The 17,888-nt window shown below is 75.0% G+C and carries 16 protein-coding genes and 1 pseudogene; 4 read left to right on the top strand and 13 right to left on the bottom strand.

Annotation, left to right across the window (positions count from 1 at the left end; all coding sequences use genetic code 11):
• The 3 genes and pseudogenes from LWC35_RS21560 to LWC35_RS21550 all read left to right on the top strand — a co-directional run.
• Window positions 1-523: pseudogene (locus LWC35_RS21560) on the top strand (hypothetical protein); the annotation flags it as partial.
• 46 nt (window positions 524-569) lie between these two features.
• Window positions 570-1,286, top strand: coding sequence for an AfsR/SARP family transcriptional regulator (locus LWC35_RS21555; RefSeq protein ID WP_232871985.1), 717 nt, complete (start codon window positions 570-572; stop codon window positions 1,284-1,286).
• Between the two features lie 119 nt (window positions 1,287-1,405).
• Window positions 1,406-1,564, top strand: a complete 159-nt coding sequence (locus LWC35_RS21550; protein WP_232871984.1) for a DUF1059 domain-containing protein — start codon at window positions 1,406-1,408, stop codon at window positions 1,562-1,564.
• 47 nt (window positions 1,565-1,611) lie between these two features.
• On the opposite strand, the gene LWC35_RS21545 is transcribed toward LWC35_RS21550, so the two are convergent.
• The 12 genes from LWC35_RS21545 to LWC35_RS21490 all read right to left on the bottom strand — a co-directional run bounded on the left by LWC35_RS21545 (window position 1,612) and on the right by LWC35_RS21490 (window position 15,111).
• Window positions 1,612-2,778: an RtcB family protein gene (locus tag LWC35_RS21545; RefSeq protein WP_232871983.1), complete on the bottom strand. Its 1,167-nt coding sequence runs from the start codon at window positions 2,776-2,778 to the stop codon at window positions 1,612-1,614.
• A 43-nt stretch (window positions 2,779-2,821) separates the two neighbouring features.
• Window positions 2,822-3,919: a glycerate kinase gene (locus LWC35_RS21540; RefSeq protein WP_232871982.1), complete on the bottom strand. Its 1,098-nt coding sequence runs from the start codon at window positions 3,917-3,919 to the stop codon at window positions 2,822-2,824.
• Window positions 3,916-5,670, bottom strand: a complete 1,755-nt coding sequence (gene gcl / locus LWC35_RS21535) for a glyoxylate carboligase (protein ID WP_232871989.1) — start codon at window positions 5,668-5,670, stop codon at window positions 3,916-3,918. Before gcl ends, LWC35_RS21540 begins: the two co-directional genes overlap by 4 nt.
• 2 nt (window positions 5,671-5,672) lie before the next feature.
• Window positions 5,673-6,569 (bottom strand): 2-hydroxy-3-oxopropionate reductase, encoded by an 897-nt coding sequence (locus LWC35_RS21530; RefSeq protein WP_232871981.1) that lies wholly within the window; start codon window positions 6,567-6,569, stop codon window positions 5,673-5,675.
• On the bottom strand, window positions 6,566-7,351 hold the full coding sequence (locus tag LWC35_RS21525; RefSeq protein WP_232871980.1) for a hydroxypyruvate isomerase family protein: 786 nt from the start codon (window positions 7,349-7,351) through the stop codon (window positions 6,566-6,568). Before LWC35_RS21525 ends, LWC35_RS21530 begins: the two co-directional genes overlap by 4 nt.
• A gap of 124 nt (window positions 7,352-7,475) precedes the next feature.
• Window positions 7,476-8,423 carry an allantoicase gene (gene alc, locus LWC35_RS21520; protein WP_232871979.1) on the bottom strand — a complete coding sequence of 316 codons (948 nt, stop codon included), beginning with the start codon at window positions 8,421-8,423 and terminating at the stop codon, window positions 7,476-7,478.
• Window positions 8,423-9,721 (bottom strand): allantoinase AllB, encoded by a 1,299-nt coding sequence (gene allB / locus LWC35_RS21515; protein ID WP_232871978.1) that lies wholly within the window; start codon window positions 9,719-9,721, stop codon window positions 8,423-8,425. Before allB ends, alc begins: the two co-directional genes overlap by 1 nt.
• Window positions 9,718-10,083, bottom strand: coding sequence for an allophanate hydrolase-related protein (locus LWC35_RS21510; protein ID WP_232871977.1), 366 nt, complete (start codon window positions 10,081-10,083; stop codon window positions 9,718-9,720). Before LWC35_RS21510 ends, allB begins: the two co-directional genes overlap by 4 nt.
• A gap of 72 nt (window positions 10,084-10,155) precedes the next feature.
• On the bottom strand, window positions 10,156-12,429 hold the full coding sequence (gene pucD, locus LWC35_RS21505; protein ID WP_232871976.1) for a xanthine dehydrogenase subunit D: 2,274 nt from the start codon (window positions 12,427-12,429) through the stop codon (window positions 10,156-10,158).
• Window positions 12,426-13,766, bottom strand: coding sequence for an 8-oxoguanine deaminase (locus tag LWC35_RS21500; protein WP_232871975.1), 1,341 nt, complete (start codon window positions 13,764-13,766; stop codon window positions 12,426-12,428). The genes pucD and LWC35_RS21500 overlap by 4 nt, the downstream gene beginning before the upstream one ends.
• Window positions 13,763-14,230 (bottom strand): (2Fe-2S)-binding protein, encoded by a 468-nt coding sequence (locus LWC35_RS21495; protein ID WP_232871974.1) that lies wholly within the window; start codon window positions 14,228-14,230, stop codon window positions 13,763-13,765. The genes LWC35_RS21500 and LWC35_RS21495 overlap by 4 nt, the downstream gene beginning before the upstream one ends.
• Window positions 14,227-15,111: an FAD binding domain-containing protein gene (locus LWC35_RS21490; RefSeq protein WP_232871973.1), complete on the bottom strand. Its 885-nt coding sequence runs from the start codon at window positions 15,109-15,111 to the stop codon at window positions 14,227-14,229. Before LWC35_RS21490 ends, LWC35_RS21495 begins: the two co-directional genes overlap by 4 nt.
• 93 nt (window positions 15,112-15,204) lie before the next feature.
• Here LWC35_RS21490 and LWC35_RS21485 point away from each other — a divergent pair, with 93 nt between their 5' ends.
• The gene (locus LWC35_RS21485; RefSeq protein WP_232871972.1) at window positions 15,205-16,722 is read left to right on the top strand and encodes a PucR family transcriptional regulator; all 1,518 of its coding nucleotides are present in this window, start codon (window positions 15,205-15,207) and stop codon (window positions 16,720-16,722) included.
• 109 nt (window positions 16,723-16,831) lie between these two features.
• Here LWC35_RS21485 and LWC35_RS21480 read toward each other — a convergent pair whose 3' ends face one another.
• Window positions 16,832-17,887, bottom strand: coding sequence for a zinc-binding dehydrogenase (locus tag LWC35_RS21480; RefSeq protein WP_232871971.1), 1,056 nt, complete (start codon window positions 17,885-17,887; stop codon window positions 16,832-16,834).
• Between the last annotated feature and the right edge of the window lies 1 nt (window position 17,888).

The raw sequence follows: 17,888 nt of genomic DNA, 5'->3' as shown, positions 1-17,888 counted from the left end.
CCACCTCTCCGTGCGCCTCGGCAGCGTCACCGACCTGCTCGGCGACCACGTCGGCGGACGGCAGCGGCTGGCCGAGGCGACGGCTCTCGCGCGGCGGGACGGGTCGCCGTCGCTGCTGGCCTGGGCGGGCAACACGCTGGCGCTGGCCGACGCCCGGGCCGGCGACCGGGAGGCCGCCGAGCGCGGGCACCGGCAGGCGCTGGGCTGGTACCGGTACGCGGGCTCGGTCGCCGGGATCGCGATGACCGCCGCCGCCCTGGCCCGGGTCTCGTCGCCGGCGCGGGCCGCCGCCCTGCTCGACCAGGCCGAACGCGCGGCCGTGGCGACCCGCGACCCGCGGGCCGTCGCGTACGTCGTCGAGGGGCGGGCACTCGCGGCGTGCACCGACGACCGCGCCCGGCGTTTCGTCGCGCTGGCCCGGCGGCTGCGCGCCCAGGCCGGCCGGCCGCGGGTGCCTGGCGAGCAGCCGGATCTCGACCGCCTCGAGGACCGGCTGGGGGCCGCGGCTCCGCCCCCGTCCTGATCGGCGGCGGTTCCCTCGCGGTGGCGACGGTGCCAGGCTCGGCGGGGTGGTCCGCATCCAGCTGCACGGCCGGTTCGTGGTGGTCGTCGACGGGCGGTCGGTGGAGCACCTCCTCCCCGGGCGGCGGGGCCGGGCCCTGGTGGCGTACCTCGCCTGCCGGCGCGCCGCCGTGGACCGGTGCGTGCTGGCGGAGGCGCTCCGCGCGTCGGGCACGGGTCTGACCGCGCTGCTCTCGAAGGTCCGGGCGGTGCTGGCCCCGGTCGAGATCGTGGGCCGGCAGAGCGTGCAGCTCGTGCTGCCGGAGGGCGGGCTGGTCGACGCGGCGGTCGCGGCCGAGGCGGCGCACCGGGCCGATGCCGCGGCCGCCCGCTGCGACTGGCCGGAGGCCTGGACGCACGCGTTGAGCACGCTGTTCGTGACCCAGCGCCCGTTCCTGCCGGACCTGCAGGAGCCATGGGTCGTCGAGTACCGCGAGGAGGTCGGACGGCTGCACCGCCGGGCGCTGACCTGTTACGCCGAGGCGTGCCTGGCGCTGGCCACGCCGACCGAGCTGGCGAGCGCCGAGCGCAGTGCCCGGGAGCTGGTCCGGGCCGCGCCGCTCGACGAGAAGGGGCACCGGCTGCTGATGCGGGCCCTGGCGGCGCGCGGCGACCGGGCCGAGGCCCTGCGGGTCTACGAGCGGCTCCGCCGGATGCTGCTCGACGAGCTCGGCGTGGGCCCGGGACCGGAGACGCGCACGGTGCACGCGGAGATCCTGCGGTAGCCGCTCCCCGCTGGGCCGTCCGGAGCAGTCGTGGCGGCAGCATTTCGGCAAGGTCGCGGCGAGGCGGCCCCGGATACTCGTTCGTACCGACCCCGTGGTCTCGACGAGGAGGACGCGAGATGAAGCAGGTCAGTTGCGAGTGCGGCTACTCCGCCCGCTCCGAGAGCGAGGACCAGATCGTCAGCACGGTCCTGCAGCACGTGGCGATCGACCATCCGGACCTCGCGCCGTCGGTCACCCCCGACGTGGTCCGGGGCTGGATCGAGATCGTCCCCTGACGTCCGGGTGACGGACCGGTGGGCCGCGGAGGGGGCGGCCCGCCGCGTCACTCACCCTTGACGTTGACCAGCTGCCGGAGGGTGTGGCGGACCTCGACCAGATCGGCGGCGTCGGCCATCACCACGTCGATGTCCTTGTAGGCGGCGGGGATCTCGTCGAGGAACGCCGGCCCGCGGCGGTACTCGATGCCGACCATCGCCTCGTCCATGTCCTCGAGCGTGAACGTCCGCCGGGCCGCCCTGCGGGCGTAGGCGCGGCCGGCGCCGTGCGGGCTGCTCTCGAAGCTCGCCGGCTCGCCCTTGCCGCTCACCACGTAGCTGGCGGTGCCCATCGACCCGGGGACGAGCCCGGGACGGCCCGCGTCGGCCCGGATCGCGCCCTTGCGGGAGAGCCACACGTCGTGGCCGAGGTGGTGCTCGCGGGCCGTGAAGTTGTGGTGGCAGTTGATCCGCTCCTGCTCCTCGACCGCCGCGCCGAGGAACCGGGCGACGAGCTCGAGGAAGCGGTCCGTCATCTCCTCGCGGTTGGCCAGCGCGAAGTGCTGCGCCCACTCCAGGTCGCGCAGGTACGCGTCGAACTCCTCGGTGCCCTCCGTGAGGTGCGCGAGGTCCCGGTCCGGCAGCCGCCGGTCGCGGCACTGCTCCTGGGCGACCCGGATGTGGTGGCGGGCGATCGCGTTGCCGATGCCGCGCGAGCCGGAGTGCAGGAACAGCCACAGCGTGCCGCTCTCGTCGGCGGTCAGCTCGACGAAGTGGTTGCCGCCGCCGAGGCTGCCGAGCTGGAGCTCCCAGCCCACCCGCGTGAGGCCCTCGTAGAAGGCCAGCCGGTCGCCGGCCTCCTCGGTCAGCGCGGCGACCCGCGGCGCCGCCGTCCCGCCGACCGTCCGGTTGTCGTGTCCGGCACCGAGCGGGATCCGCTTCTCCAGGGACCGCCGCAGGTCGGCGAGGGACCGGCCGCCCAGGTCGTCCCGGGTGAACTGCGTGCGGACGGCGATCATCCCGCACCCGATGTCCACTCCCACGGCTGCCGGCATGATCGCCTCGACGGTCGGGATGACCGAGCCGACGGTCGCGCCGGCCCCGAGGTGCGCGTCGGGCATCAGGGCCAGGTGGGGCTGCACGAACGGCATCGACGCGGTCCGCTCGGCCTGCGCCAGCGTCGCGGGCTCGAGGATCGAGGCCCAGCTGTAGAGCTTGTCGTTGATCTTCTGCACGGGCGTCCTCCCGCCGGGGAGCGTTCCCCGTCCGGGCCGGACCTCACCCGAGTGCGGCGCCGATCCTCCGCAGCATCGCGCCCGCGTCCGCCAGGCACCGCGCCGGGTCGGGCTCCCGGTCGACGAGGGCGTGCACCTCGCCGATCCCGGCGGCGGCGAGCTCGGTGCGTGTCACCTCGCACCGCCCGCACACCGCGACCACCGGCACCCCCGCCGCGCGGGCCGCGGCGGCGACACCCGCGGGTGCCTTGCCGTGCAACGTCTGCGCGTCGAGCGCCCCCTCCCCGGTGACGACGAGCCCGGCGCCGGCGAGGTGCTCCGCGAACCCGACCAGCTCCAGCACGACGTCGATGCCGGGACGCCGCCGGGCGCCGAGCACCGCGAGGGCGGCGAACCCGACCCCGCCGGCGGCCCCGGAGCCGGGGACGTCGGGTGAGCTCCCGACCAGCCGGGCCCATCGGGTGAGCCCGGCCTCCAACGCCGCGACCTCCCCCGGACCCGCGCCCTTCTGCGGGCCGTAGACGGCGGCGGCGCCCGAGGGACCGAGGAGCGGGTTGTCGACGTCGCAGGCCAGCACGAGGTCCACGGCCTGCAGCCGGGGATCCAGCCCGGTCAGATCGACGCGCGCGGCGCGGGCCAGCGCGGCCCCGCCGTCGGGCACCGGCTCGCCGGCTCCGTCGAGGACCCGCGCGCCGAGGGCCGTGAGCAGGCCCGCCCCGCCGTCCGTGCAGGCACTGCCGCCGACCCCGAGGACCACGGTCCGGGCGCCGGTGTCGAGCGCGGCCGCGACCAGCTCGCCGGTCCCGCGGCTGGTCGCACCCAGGGGGTCCGGCCCGTCGGGCAGCAGGGCGAGCCCGGAGGCCGCGGCCAGCTCGACCACCACGAGGTCGTCGCGCACCGCGATCGCGGAGTCCACCGGCTTCCCGGTCGGCCCGCCGACCGGCACCGGGAGCCGGGTGAAGCCGGCGGCGAGGGCCGCGTCGAGGGTGCCCTCGCCGCCGTCGGCCACCGGGAGCTCGCGGGCCGTGTGCCCGGCCGCGCGGAGACCGGCGGCCAGGTGGGCCGCGGCCTGCGCCGCCGTGAGCGAACCCTTGAACTTGTCCGGCGCGACCAGCACGTGACCGTTCCGGTCCCGGGTCACGGCAGCGGGATCGTCGCCGTCGGGGCGTGCTCGCGGGTGGTGGCGAGCTCCTCGAACTCCACGACGGCGTCGATGTCCTGCCCCATCGCGATGTTGGTGACCCGCTCCAGGACCACCTCGACGACGACCGGGACCCGGTGCAACCGGGCCAGCTCCTTCGCCCGCGCGAAGGCGCCGGGGAGATCGGTCGGGTCCGTCACGCGGAGCGCGTTGCAGCCCAGGCCCTCCGCGACCTTGACGTGGTCGACGCCGTACTTGTCCAGCTCGGGCGAGTGGAGGTTGTCGAAGCCGAGCTGCACGCAGTAGTCCATGTCGAAGCCGCGCTGCGCCTGCCGGATCAGCCCGAGGGAGGAGTTGTTCACGACCACGTGCACGTACGGCAGGCTGAACTGCGCGCCGACCGCCAGCTCCTCGATCATGAACTGGAAGTCGTAGTCGCCCGAGAGCGCGACGACCGGCGCCTCCGGGTCCGCGACCCGCACCCCGAGCGCGGCCGGCACGGTCCAGCCCAGCGGTCCTGCCTGCCCGCAGTTGATCCAGTGCCGCGGCCGCTGGACGTGCAGGAACTGCGCGCCCGCGATCTGGCTGAGCCCGATCGTGCTGACGTAGCGGGTGTCCGGGCCGAACGCCTTGTTCATCTCCTCGTACACCCGGTGCGGCTTGATCGGGACGTCGTCGAAGTGGGTGCGCCGCTGCAGGGTCCCCTTGCGCTCCACACACTCCCGCACCCACTCGGTGCGGCTCGGCAGCGCACGTCCCCGGGCCGCCTCGAGCATCCGGCGGAGGAACGCACCGGCGTCGGACACCACGCCGTAGTCCGGGGCGAAGACCCGCCCGATCTGGGTGGGCTCGACGTCGACGTGCACGAACCGCCGCCCACGCCGGTAGGTCTCCAGCCCGCCGGTGTGCCGGTTGGCCCACCGGTTCCCGATGCCGAGCACCAGGTCCGACGCGAGCAGGGTGGCGTTGCCGTAGCGGTGCGCGGTCTGGATCCCGGCCATGCCGGCCATCAGGGGGTGGTCGTCGGGGATCGCGCCCCAGCCCATCAGCGTGGGGACGACCGGGATGTCGAGCAGCTCGGCCAGTTCGACGAGCTCGGTGCAGGCGTCGGCGTTGACGATCCCGCCGCCCGCCACGATCACCGGGCGCTCCGCGGTCCCCAACAGGTCGAGAACCTTCTCGGCCTGCGCGCGGGTGGCCTCCGGACGGTGCACCGGTAGCGGCGCGTAGGTCTCCGGGTCGAAGTCGATCTCGCCCAGCTGGACGTCGATCGGCAGGTCCAGCAGCACCGGTCCGGGCCGCCCGGAGCGCATGAGGTGGAAGGCCTGGGCGAGCGCGCCCGGGACCTGGGCGGGCTCGCGGACCGTCATGGCCAGTTTCGTGACGGGCGCGGCGATGGCGGCGATGTCGACGGCCTGGAAGTCCTCCTTGTGCAGCTTCGCGACCGGCGCCTGCCCGGTGATCGCGAGGATCGGGATCGAGTCCGCCATCGCCGAGTACAGCCCGGTGATCATGTCGGTGCCCGCGGGCCCGGAGGTGCCCACGCAGACGCCGATGTTGCCGGCCTTCGCGCGGGTGTAGCCCTCGGCCATGTGCGACGCGCCCTCGACGTGCCGCGCCAGGACGTGGGTGAGGGTCCCGTCCTTGCGCACGGCGTCGTAGAAGGGGTTGATGGCCGCACCGGGCAGGCCGAACAGGTGCGAGACGCCCTCCGCCCGCAGGATCGCGACGGCGGCGTCGGCGGCGCGCATCTTCACGACTGCCTCCCCGAGAGCTCCTCGACCTGCTTGAGCAGCGCGCTGTGGTCGAGCCCGCCGTGCCCCTGCGCCCGCAGCGACCCGACGAGCTGCGCGACGTGCGCACCCAGCGGGATCGCGACGCCCGCCTCCCGCGCCGCCGCCGTCACGATGCCCATGTCCTTGTGGTGCAGGTCGATCCGGAACCCGGGCGCGAAGGTGCGGGCGCGCATGGTGGCGCCCTTGCGGGCGAGCACCGTGCTCCCCGCCAGCCCGCCCTGCAGGACCTCGAGGGCGGACTCGGTGTCGACGCCGTAGGCCTCGAGGAACACGAGCGCCTCGGCGACGAGCTGGATGTTCCCGGCGACGATCAGCTGGTTCGCGGCCTTCACCGTCTGGCCGGCGCCCGAGGGGCCGACGTGCACCACGGTCCTCCCGACGACGTCGAGCAGCGGCCGGGCGGCGGCCACGTCGTCGGGCTCCCCGCCGACCATGATCGACAGGTTGCCCTCGACCGCGGCCGGCTCGCCGCCGCTGACCGGGGCGTCGACCGGGCGGATGCCCCGCTCGCGCTCGGCGTCGGCGATGCGGCGGGCGACATCGGGGCGGATCGTGGAGCAGTCGATGTGCAGGGTGCCCGGTTTGGCGTGCGCGAGGATGCCGTCCTCGCCGAGGACCAGCCCCTCGACGTCCGGGCTGTCCGGGACCATGGTGATCACGACGTCGGCCTCGCGGACCGCGTCGGCGGTGTCGGCGGCGGCGCGCCCGCCGCGCTCGACCAGGACGTCCACGGCGAGCCGGGACAGGTTGTGGCCGACGACGTCGTGCCCGGCCCGCACCAGGTGCGCGGCCATCGGGCCGCCCATGATGCCGAGGCCGATGAAGGCGATCGTCGTCTTCCCGGGGGTGGTCATCGGTTCTCCGTTCCCAGCCACGCGAAGTCGGGTCGCGTCGGCACGTATTCGAGGGCGGTGCGGCCGGAGTAGCCGGCCGCCCGCAGGGCGTCGAGCAGGTGGGCGAAGTCGAGCTCGCCGGTGCCGGGCTCGTGGCGGCCGGGGACGTCGGCGAGCTGGACGTGGGCGATGCGGTCGGCGTACCGCGCGATCACGGCGTCGAGGTCCTCGCCGTTCGCAGCGAGGTGGTAGAGGTCGGCGAGCAGGCCGAGGTTGGGCGCGCCGACCCGGTCGAGGACCTCGACGGCCTGCGCAGCCGTGCGGAGCGGGTAGCGGTCCGTGCCGCTCAGCGGCTCGAGCACGATCGTCGCGCCGATCCGCCCGGCCTCCTTCGCGGCGTGCGCGAGGTTCTCGGCGGCGATCTCGTCCTGGCCGACGGTGCCGTCGATCCGGTTGCCGTACAGGGCGTTGAAGATCCGGGTGCCGAGCCGCTCGCCGAGACCGACGGCCACGGCGACGGAGTCGCGGAACTCCTGGGCGCGGCCGGGCCAGGAGGCGAGGCCGCGGTCGCCGGCGGGCATGTCGCCGGCGGCGATGTTCAGCCCGATCAGCCGGACGCCGGCGTCCTCGATCGCACGGGCGAAACGGTCCACCTCGGCGTCGGAGGGGGCGGCGGTGGCGAAGGGCCACCAGAACTCGACGGCGTCGAACCCGGCGTCGGCCGCGGCGCGCGGCCGGTCGAGCAGGGGCAGGTCGGCGAGCACGATCGAGCAGTTGAGGGCATGAGGGAAAGTCACGGGCATTCCTTCGGAACGTCCGCATTATGGAACCATAATGCGATTTCGAGGGCGTTCGGAGCGCGTTATGGAACCATAATGCGCTCGACGCCGGGTTCTGGAAGCGTTATGGAGCCATACTGCGGTCGGGTCAGCGGGCAGCGTGCCAGCGGGTCCGGAGGGACTCGCGGCCGGTGTCGGTCGGGGTGCCCCACAGGCGTACTCGGGAGAGGCCGCCGTCGGGGTGGATGTCGAGCCGTACCTGGGTGACGGCCGGACGGTCCGTGAGTACGAACCGGTGCCGGGTGTCGGGCTGCAGCGGGGTGTTGAGCAGGTCCTGCCAGGCACCGTCACCGGTCCGGCCGCGCAGGGTCGTCGAGCCGGGCGCGTTGTACAGGAAGTACGAGGTGTCGATCTCGGCGACGGCGATCCGGCCCTCGGTGCCGAGCCCGAGCTCGACCCAGTCGTTGCCGGCGTCGCGGCGCCGCGCGGTCTCCCAGCCCTCGCCCATGGACCGGGCCGGTCCGGGCAGCAACAGGTTGTGCGGGCTGCTGTAGAAGCGGTTCGAGACGTCGCGCACGTGCCCGCCGTTCTCGATCGCGGCCAGGTCCACGGTGCCGAGCACCTCGAGCAGTGCCGGGTCCGGCAGGGCCTTGCCGTGCACGCGCAGCCGGGCCACGCCGCCGTCGGGCACGATCCGCAGCCGCACGTGGGTCACGCGCCGCTCACAGCGAACGTCGAACGTGTTCTCCGAGTCCCCCTTGAGGGGCGAGAGCGGCACGAGCTCGAACCAGGTGGTCCCGTCCGCGCTGCCGTCGACGGCACCCTCGGGCGGGTAGTTGCCGGTGAACCAGGTCGTGTCGACCACGATCCGCCGGACGACGCCGGGTGCGCCGAGCCGGACCACGGCCTCGTCGTGCCCGGGCGAGCGGCGCCGGCGGGTCTCCCAGCCGTCGTAGACCTTGCCGCGGTGCCCGAAGGTGCTGGGATCGAACACCGGCGGCCCGGGGACGATCAGGTTCTCCTTGGCGGCGAACGACTCGTCCGTCGCCGACACCACGGAACCGCCGACGGTGCGCAGGGCGAGATCCGGGTCCATCACGTCTCTCCTCGTTCGATCAGCCGGCCCGCGGGCCGGTGGGGGTCCACCCGCGCGCCGCGCAGCCAGGTGCCGCGCACGACGCCGTGCAGCCTGCGGCCGGCGTACGGGGTGGTGGGGTGGCGGTGGGCGAGCGCGCCCACCGTGAAGGTCTCGTCGGGCGCGACCACGGCGAGGTCCGCGTCGGCGCCGACGGCGATCCGGCCCTTGCGGCGCAGCCCGACGAGGTCCGCGGGCGCGGCCGCCATCCGCCCGACGACGTCGGCGAACGACCAGCCCCGCCGGCGCGCCTCGGTCCACACCACGGGCAGCCCGATCTGCAGCGACGCGATGCCGCCCCAGGCCGAGCCGAAGTCCCCGGTGCCCTTGAGCTCGGGGGTGGCGGGGGAGTGGTCGCTGACCACCATGTCGATCACGCCGTCGGCCAGCCCCTGCCAGAGCGCGTCGCGGTTGGCCTCCTCGCGGACCGGCGGGCAGCACTTGAAGCGGGTGTCGCCGTCGGGCACCTCCTCGGCGGCCAGGGCGAGGTAGTGCGGGCAGGTCTCGACGGTGACCCGCACGCCGTCCGCGCGGGCCGCGGCCAGCAGCGGCAGCGCGTCGGCCGAGGACAGGTGCACCACGTGCACCCGCGTCCCCGTCTCGCGGGCCGCGCGGAGCAGCCCGGCGATCGCCGAGTCCTCCGCCGCGCGGGGCCGGGAGGCGAGGAAGTCCCGGTAGCGACGGCCGTGGGCCGCACCGACCAGGGCGCCGTCCTCGGCGTGGGCGAGCAGCAGGCCGTCGAACGCGGCCAGTTCCCGCATCGCGCCGCGGGGGTCCGGCATCGCCGGGAACTCGGGGACGCCGCTGTCGAGCAGGAAGCACTTCACCCCGAACACGCCGGCCTCGTGCAGCGCGCGCAGCTCCTGCTCGTTGCCCGGGACCGCGCCGCCCCAGAACCCGACGTCGACGACGCACTGCCCGTCGGCCGCCTTGCGCTTGACCTCCAGCGCCGTGACGTCGACGGTCGGCGGCAGGGCGTTGAGCGGCATGTCGACCAGCGTCGTGACGCCGCCGGCCGCGGCCGCCCGGGTGGCGGAGGCGAACCCCTCCCACTCGGTGCGGCCGGGCTCGTTGACGTGCACGTGCGTGTCGACCAGGCCGGGGATCAGCACCTCGTCGTCGGCGAGCCGGATCTCGGCGGCGTCCACCGTGGCGTCCCGGTCGAGCACGGCCTCGACGCGACCGCCCTCGACCAGCACCGCCGCAGGCCGCTCGGCCCCGTCGACGACGGCGCGGGCCGCCCGGAAGACCGTCCTCACGACGTCCTCCGGTAGGCGCGCCAGCTCGCCAGCTCCGAGATGTCGGTGCGGGGCGCCGGATGGCCGGCGCGCAGCACCATGGCGAGCGACCCGGAGCCGTCGGCCAGCTCGACCACGCCCAGCTCCAGCCCGTCGGGCTCGCCGGGCAGCAGCACCTCGCGGAGCTGGTCGTACGTCATCTCGTAGACCTCGCCCTCGACGGCGGCGTCGCCGCCCTCCTCGAGGGCGGGGTAGCGGCCGTCGACGGCGTGGAAGCGGTAGCGCGGGGCCGTCCGGGTGCGGGCGACCAGCGGCGCGTCGCCGACGAGGTGGTGGTCGGCGCCGCCGGCCATGGCGGTGCCGTTGAGGAACATGCGGGGCATTGCGCGCCTCCGGTGGCTGTGCGCGGGACGTGCTGCGTCGGCACCGCGTCCCGTGCACGGCGGGTGGACGGGTCAGAAGGTGATGTGTTCCGGGCGGATCGGGACGCGCCGCAGGGCCTTGCCGGTGGCGGCGCGGACCGCGGCGGCCACGGCGGGGCCGGACGAGATCGTCGGCGGCTCCCCGACGCCGCGGACGCCGTAGGGCGCGTGCGGGTCGGCGTACTCCAGCACCTTCACCTGCATCGGCGGCATGTCGAGGATCGTCGGGATCAGGTAGTCCGTGAACGACGGGTTCTTCACGTGCCCGTCCGTCACCACGATCTCCTCCATCAGCGCCAGGCCCATGCCCTGCGCGCTGCCGCCCTGGATCTGCCCGACGACGGCGTCGGGGTTGAGCGCCCGCCCGACGTCCTGTGCGGTGTCCAGCGCGACCACCTTGACCAGGCCGAGCTCGACGTCGACGTCGACCACCGCGCGGTGGGCGGAGAAGGCGTACTGGACGTGCGCGTTCCCCTGCCCCGTCTCCGGGTCGATCGGGGAGGTCGGGCGGTGCCGCCACTCGACGGTCTCCTCGACCGGCTCCTCGAGCACCTCGACCAGGCCCGCGACGACCTCGCCGGACTCCGCGACGATCTTGTCGCCCTCCAGTCGGAGGTCGGTGCGCTGCAACGACGCTGCCGCGCGCCGCAGAACCGTGGTCCGCACGGCCTCGCACGCGGCCTTGACGGCGCCGCCGGTGACGTACGTCTGCCGGGAGGCCGACGTCGAGCCGCCCGAGCCGACGCCGGTGTCCTTGGGGTGCACGACGACCTGGTCCACGCCCAGCTCGGTGCGGCAGATCTGCTGCTCGAGGGTGATCAGGCCCTGCCCCACCTCGGCGGCCGCGGTGTGCACGGTCGCGACGGGCTCGCCGGCGACCGCCTCGAGGCGCACGCGGGCGGTGGAGTAGTCGTCGAACCCCTCGGAGAACCCGACGTTCTTGTAGGTCACCGCGTACCCGATCCCGCGCACGACGCCCTCGCCGTGCGTGGTGTTCGACGCGCCGCCGGGCAGCTCGCGGATGTCCGGGTCCTCGGCACGAGGAGCGGGCAGCGGCAGGTCGCGGACCGTGCGGATCAGCTCGGCGACCGGGGCCGCGGAGTCGATCACCTGGCCGGTGATGTTGAGGTCGCCCTCGCGCATCCCGTTGCGCGCCCGGATCTCCACCCGGTCGACGCCGACCCGGTCGGCCAGCTCGTCCATCAGCGCCTCGTGCGCGAACGCGGCCTGCACGCAGCCGAAGCCCCGCATCGCGCCGCACGGCGGGTTGTTGGTGTAGACGCCGCGGGCGTCGACGTGGACGCTCGGGATCCGGTACGGGCCCAGGCCCAGCGTGCCGCCGTTGCCGACGACGGCGCCGGTCGAGGACGCGTAGGCGCCGCCGTCGAAGAGGATGTCGGCCTTGGCGTAGATCAGCTCGCCCTCGTCCGAGGCCCCGAACTCGTAGCGCAGCCAGGCGGGGTGCCGGTGGACGTGACCGAAGAACGACTCGTCCCGCGCGTAGCTCATCTTCACCGGCTTGCCGGTGTGCAGCGCGAGCAGGCACGCGTGGACGTGCATGGACAGGTCCTCGCGACCACCGAACGCGCCACCGACGCCCGCGAGGGTCAGTCGCACCCGTTCCGGCGGCAGCCCGAGCACCCGGCAGACCTGGCTCTGGTCCACGTGCAGCCACTGGGTGGCGACGTAGAGGTCGACGCCGCCCTCGCCGTCCGGCACCGCGAGGCCGGACTCCGGGCCGAGGAAGGCCTGGTCCTGCATGCCGACCTCGAAGTCCAGCGCCACCACGACGGGCGCGGTGGGGGCCGGGTCGCCGCGCCGGACCTTCATGGCGCGCACCAGGTTGTCCTCGTGCGAGGCGTGGACGAGCGGGGCGTCGGCGTCGAGCGCGCGCCGCGGGTCGGTGACGGCCGGCAGCGCCTCGTAGTCCACGACGATCCGCTTCGCCGCCCGGCGGGCGGTCTCCGGATGGTCCGCGGCGACCAGCGCGACGGGTTCGCCCTGGTAGCGGACCACACGGTCGGCCAGCGCGGGGGTGTCGAGGTGCTCCAGCCCGACGGCGTTCTCGCCCGGGACGTCCGCCGCGGTGAGGACCGCGGAGACGCCGGGGACGCGCAGTGCATCCGTGACGTCGATCGACCGGATCCGGGCGTGCGGGTGCGGGCTGCGCAGCGTGACGCCCCAGACCATGTCGTCGTGCCAGAGATCGGAGGAGTAGGCGAACTCGCCGGTGACCTTGAGGGTGCCGTCGGGGCGGAGCGGGGAGTCGCCCAGCCTGCCTGCCGTCCGGGTTTCGGTACTGGTCATGACGCCTTCTCCAGCAGGGTGCGGTGGACGCGGGCGCACTCGCGCGCCACGGCGTCCGTGTCGACGGTGACCACGCGGTCGTGCACGACGACCGGGCGGCCGTTCACGAGCAGGAGGTCCAGGGGCGGCGGGGCGCCGAGCACGAGCGCGGCGACCGGGTCGGCGACGTCCGCGTGCCCCAGCCCGTCGAGCCCCCAGAGGGCGAGGTCGGCGAGCTTGCCCACCTCGACGGAGCCGATCTCGTTCTCGCGCCCGAGGACCTTCGCCCCGCCGAGAGTGGCCAGCTCCAGGGCGTCCCGGACGGTCAGCGCGGTCGGACCGCCGACGGCGCGGGCGAACAGCACCGCATGCCGGACCTCCTCGAGCAGGCTGCCGGCCTCGTTGCTCGCCGCCCCGTCGACCCCGAGGCCGACGCGGGCGCCGGCGTCGCGCAGGTCGCGGGTGCGGGCGATCCCCGCGCCGAGCCGCGCGTTCGACGACGGGCAGTGCGCCACCCCGGTCCGGGTCGCGCCGATCCGCTTGACCGCGGGGTCGTCGAGGTGGATGGCGTGGGCGAACCAGACGTCGTCGCCGGTCCAGCCCAGGCCCTCGACGTACTCCACCGGCGCGCAGCCGAAGCGATCGCGGCAGAAGTCCTCCTCGTCGAGGGTCTCGGCCAGGTGGGTGTGCAGCCGGACGCCGCGCCGGCGGGCCAGCTCGGCGGACTCGCGCATGAGGTCGCCGGTCACGGAGAAGGGCGAGCACGGGGCCAGCGCGACCTGCAGCATCGAGCCCGGAGAGGCATCGTGCCAACGGTCGATCGCGGCCTCCGACGCGGCCAGCACGGCGTCGCGGTCCTCGACGACGTGGTCGGGCGGCAGCCCGCCGTCCTTGCGACCCAGGTCCATCGACCCGCGGCAGGGGTGGAACCGCAGGCCCACCTCGGCGGCGGCGCGGATCTCGGCGGCGAACACGTCGCCGCCCTCCCGCGGGAACACGTAGTGGTGGTCGGTGCTGGTGGTGCAGCCGGTCAGGGCCAGCTGGGCCAGGGCGCCCGTGGCGCCGGTGTGGACGGCGTGCTCGTCGATGCCCGCCCACACCGGGTAGAGCGTGGTGAGCCACTCGAAGAGCGTCGCGTCGACGGCCAGGCCGCGCGTGACCCACTGGTAGAGGTGGTTGTGCGTGTTGACGAAGCCGGGCGTGAGCAGGCCGCCGCGCGCGTCGACCACCCGGTGGCCCTCGCGGTGCGGCGCCGGGCCGGTTCCGACGGCGGTGATCCGGTTCCCCTCGACGACGACGTGCCCGCCGGTGATCTCGGCGCCGGTCACGGTCACGACGTGGGCGTTCTCGATGATCACCGGGCACGCTCCGCGGCGGCCGCGCGGACCGCGTCGAGGATCTTCTCGTAGCCGGTGCACCGGCACAGGTTCCCGGCCAGCGCCTCGCGGATCTCCGGGTCGCTGGGGGTGGGGTTGCGGTCCAGCAGGTCCTTCGTCGACATCAGGAAGCCGGGGGTGCAGAACCCGCACTGCACGGCGCCCTTCTCCACGAACGCCTGCTGCACCGGGTCCAGGTCGTCCCCGTCCCGCAGCCCTTCGACCGTGGTGACTTCCCGGCCCTGCGCCTGCCCGGCCGCGACCAGGCACGAACACACCGGGGTGCCGTCGAGATAGACGGTGCAGGAGCCGCACTCGCCCTGCTCGCAGGCGTTCTTGGAGCCCGGCAGGCCGAGCCGCTCGCGCAGCGCGTAGAGCAGGCTCTCGCCCTCCCAGACGTCGTCGGCCTCGCGGCGGGTGCCGTTGACCGTCAGCTCGATCCTCATGCGGCGCTCCGGTTCTCGTCGCGGTAGGAGTCCCAGGCCCAGGTCGCGGCGCGGCGCGCCATGACCGACAGGGCGTGGAGGCGGTACGCGGCGCTGCCGCGCACGTCGTCGATCGGGGCCGCGGCGTCGCGGACGCGGCGGCCGAAGTCGGTGGCGAGGTTCTCGGGCAGCGGGCCGCGGGACTCCCACAGCCCGGCGGCCTCGAGCTCACCGGCGAGGAACGCCGCGGCCGCGGGGGCCGGGCGCGGGGTGGGGGCGGCCGAGCCGATCCCGGTGCCGACCTCCCGGCGGTCCGGGTGCAGGGCGAACCCGAAGGCGGACACCGCGATCACCATGGCGTTGCGCGTGCCGATCTTGCAGAACTGCTGCGGTCCGGCGGGCGGGGTGGTCCGCACGGCGGCGATGAGCTCGTCGGGCTCCAGCACGCTGCGTTTCACGCCGGTGAAGAACTCTGCGACCGGCACCACCCGCGTCCCGCGCAGCGACGCGATCTCCACCTCGGCGAAGGCCGCGAGCAGGGCCGGGTGGCTGTCCCCGGCCGGGGAGGCCGCGCCCAGGTTCCCGCCGACCGTGCCGCGGTTGCGGATCTGCGGCGACCCGACGGTGCGCGCGGCCATGGCCAGGCCGGGCAGCGTGCCGCCGAGCTCGGCGATCACGCGGCTGTAGGTCACTCCGGCGCCGAGCCGGATCCGCCCGTCGTCCGTGCGGCTCCACTCCTGCAGGTCGGGGACGCGGTTGAGGTCCAGCAGGGCGGCCGGGCGCCGGTGGTCGAAGTTGAGCTCGACCATGACGTCCGTGCCGCCCGCGACGGGCAGGGCGTCGGGGTGTGCCGCCTTGGTCTCGAGGGCCTCCGCCCAGGAGGTCGGCGCCAGGAAGTCCATGCCTGGAAGTACAGCGCGCACTCGCGGCGGTCACGAGTCGCCGCCGTGACGAACCCGTGGCGGTCCCGGGCGGCGGGGTTGTACGTTCCTCCAATGCTGCTGCGTGACCTGGTCGGACGCCCCGACCTGAGGCTGCGGCTGCTGCACGGCGACGAGGCGGCGCTCGAGCGACCGGTGCGCTGGGTCTACACCACCGACCTGCCCGATCCCGGCCGCTACCTCTCCGGCGGCGAGCTGGTGATCAGCGGGCTGGTGTGGCGGACGGCCGAGGCGGACACCGAGCGGTTCGTCGGCGCGCTGGCGCGGGCGAAGGTGGCGGCGCTGGCCGCGGGCGCGGCGGTGTTCCACGGGATCCCCGACGACGTCGTGGAAGCCTGCCGCCGGCACGACGTCCCGCTGGTCGAGGTGCCCGAGGAGGTCTCGTTCGCGGCGGTGACCGAGTACGTCGTCGGCTCGGTCACGGCGGCGCGCGGCGACCGGCTCGCGGTCACGGTGGGGCGGCAGCGGCAGCTGCTGGCCGCGGTCGCGAGCGGGCTGGGGCTCGACGAGATGACCGCGCAGGTCGGGGCGGCGATCGGGCTGACCTGCCGGGTGTTCACCGCGACCGGGCGGGCCCTCGCGGCCGGACCGGAGCCGCTGCCGGCCGCCGAGCTCGACGCCGCGGTGCGGACCTTCCTCACCGCGGACCGGCTGCCCGCGGTCACCCCGGCGCCGGCGCGGACGGTGTTCCCGGTGGGACCCGCGTCCGAGCTGCGGCCGACGTCGTGGTTCGTGGCGGTCGACGGGGCGCGGCCGGACTGGGACCAGGAGACGGTCGAGGCGGTCGGCGAGCTCGTGGCGATCGCCGCGCTCGACCGGGCCCGGCGCAGCGAGGGGCTGCGGCTCGCGCGCGACATCGCCGACGACGCGATCGCGCTGGTCGCGGAGGGGGCGGGGGAACGGCCGGAGCTGCCGGTGCGGCTGCGGCAGGCGGGCCTGGACCCGTCGGCGCCGCTCGCGGTGGCGGTCGCGGGGTTCAGCGGGCCGGGGCGGGTGGAGACCGCGCGCTCGGTGCTGGTCGACGTCGCCGCGCACCTCGGGCCCCCGGTCGTCGGCACGCACGAGGGGGCGGCCGTCGCGCTGGTGCCCGGGGACACGGCGGTGCTCGACGCCGCCCTGGCCCGCCTCGAACCGGGGTTCGCCTCCGAGAAGCTCACGGTCGGGGTCAGCCGGCCGGCCGCGCTCACCGCGCTGACCGGGGCGCTGCAGGAGGCCGTGCACGCGCGGACGCTCGCGCAGCAGCGCCCGGGTGCGGTCGCCGTCGTCACGGCGTCGGAGGTGACCTCGCACGTCGCGCTGCTCGCCGCGGTGCCCGACGACGTCCGGCGCACCTTCGCCGACCGGGTGCTCCGCCCGGTCCTGGCCTACGACGAGCGCAACGCCGCCGGGCTGCTGGAGACGCTGGAGGCGTTCCTGGACTGCTCCGGATCGTGGAGCCGCGCCGCGGAACGGCTCCATCTGCACGTCAACACCGTGCGCTACCGGATCGGGCGGGTCGAGGAGCTCACGGGCCGCAGCCTCGCCGACTTCCCGGACCGGGTCGACCTCTTCCTCGCCCTCCGCTCCCGCTGACGAACTAGGGAACCATAATGCGCGAATCAGGCGGAAATTTTCGCGCTATGGAACCATAATGCGAAAATCTCCAGCGACATCTCGCATTGTGGTTCCATGATGCGGGCGGTCAGGGGACAACGACGACGCGCTGCGGCTCGCCGAGCTTCTGGTGCAGGGTCTGCAGCGCCTTGTCCGCCTCCTCCAGCGGGAAGCGGTGGGTGATGGAGCGGCTCAGGTCGAGCCGGCCCGCGGTGACCAGTCCCAGCGCCGAGCGGATGGACGCCGTGGTGAACCCGTAGCTGCCCAGGACCTGCAGCTCCCGGCGGACGAACACGGTCGGCGGCGGGAGCGCGATCGGGTCCGCCCCGAGGCCGACGACCACCAGCCGGCCGCCCGGGCGCAGCAGCTCGGCGGCACCCGCGATGCTCTCCTGTCGGCCCACGAACTCGGCGGCGACGTCCACCCCGGCCCCACCGGTCGCCGCCAGCACGGCCTCGGTGGCCTCGGGACCGGGCTCCAGCACCAGGTCCGCGCCGGCCTCCGCGGCACGGGTGCGTTGCGATGCCCGCGGGTCGACGGCGATCACGGGCGACGCCCCCTGCAGCCGGGCGATCTGGACGGCGTGCAACCCGAGACCGCCCACACCGACGACCGCGACGGCCTCCCCGGCACGGACGCGGGCGACGTCGGTCAGCGCGTGGAACGGGGTCGCGACGGCGTCCGTGACGATGGCGCCGACGTCGGACGGCACGTCGTCGGGCAGCGGCACGAGGGCGCGGGCCGGGACCGCGACGAACTCGGCCAGCCCGCCGTCACGGTGGACCCCCACGAGGCTGCGACTCGCGCAGATCGACCCACGCCCGGCCAGGCACTGCGGGCAGGTGCCGTCGGTGAGCACGGCGTTGACGACCACCCGCGCACCCACGCCCGGTCCGTCGACGCCGGGGCCGAGCTCCGCCACCGTGCCGGCGACCTCGTGCCCGAGGGTGATCGGCACGAACCCGACCGGGCTGCCCTCGATCGCGAAGTGCACGTCCGAGCCGCACACGCCCACGGCCCGGACCTGCAGCAGGACCTCGCCGGGTCCGGGCTCGGGCCGTGGGAGGGACTCGAGGGCAAGCGGCCTGCCGGGCTCGTGGAACCGCGCCGCGCGCATCGTGCCGGGGCGGATCGTCTCGGGCAAG

The organism is Pseudonocardia kujensis (genome assembly GCF_021283305.1).
GTDB lineage: Bacteria > Actinomycetota > Actinomycetes > Mycobacteriales > Pseudonocardiaceae > Pseudonocardia > Pseudonocardia kujensis.
This window is presented reverse-complemented; position numbering and strand designations above follow the sequence as displayed.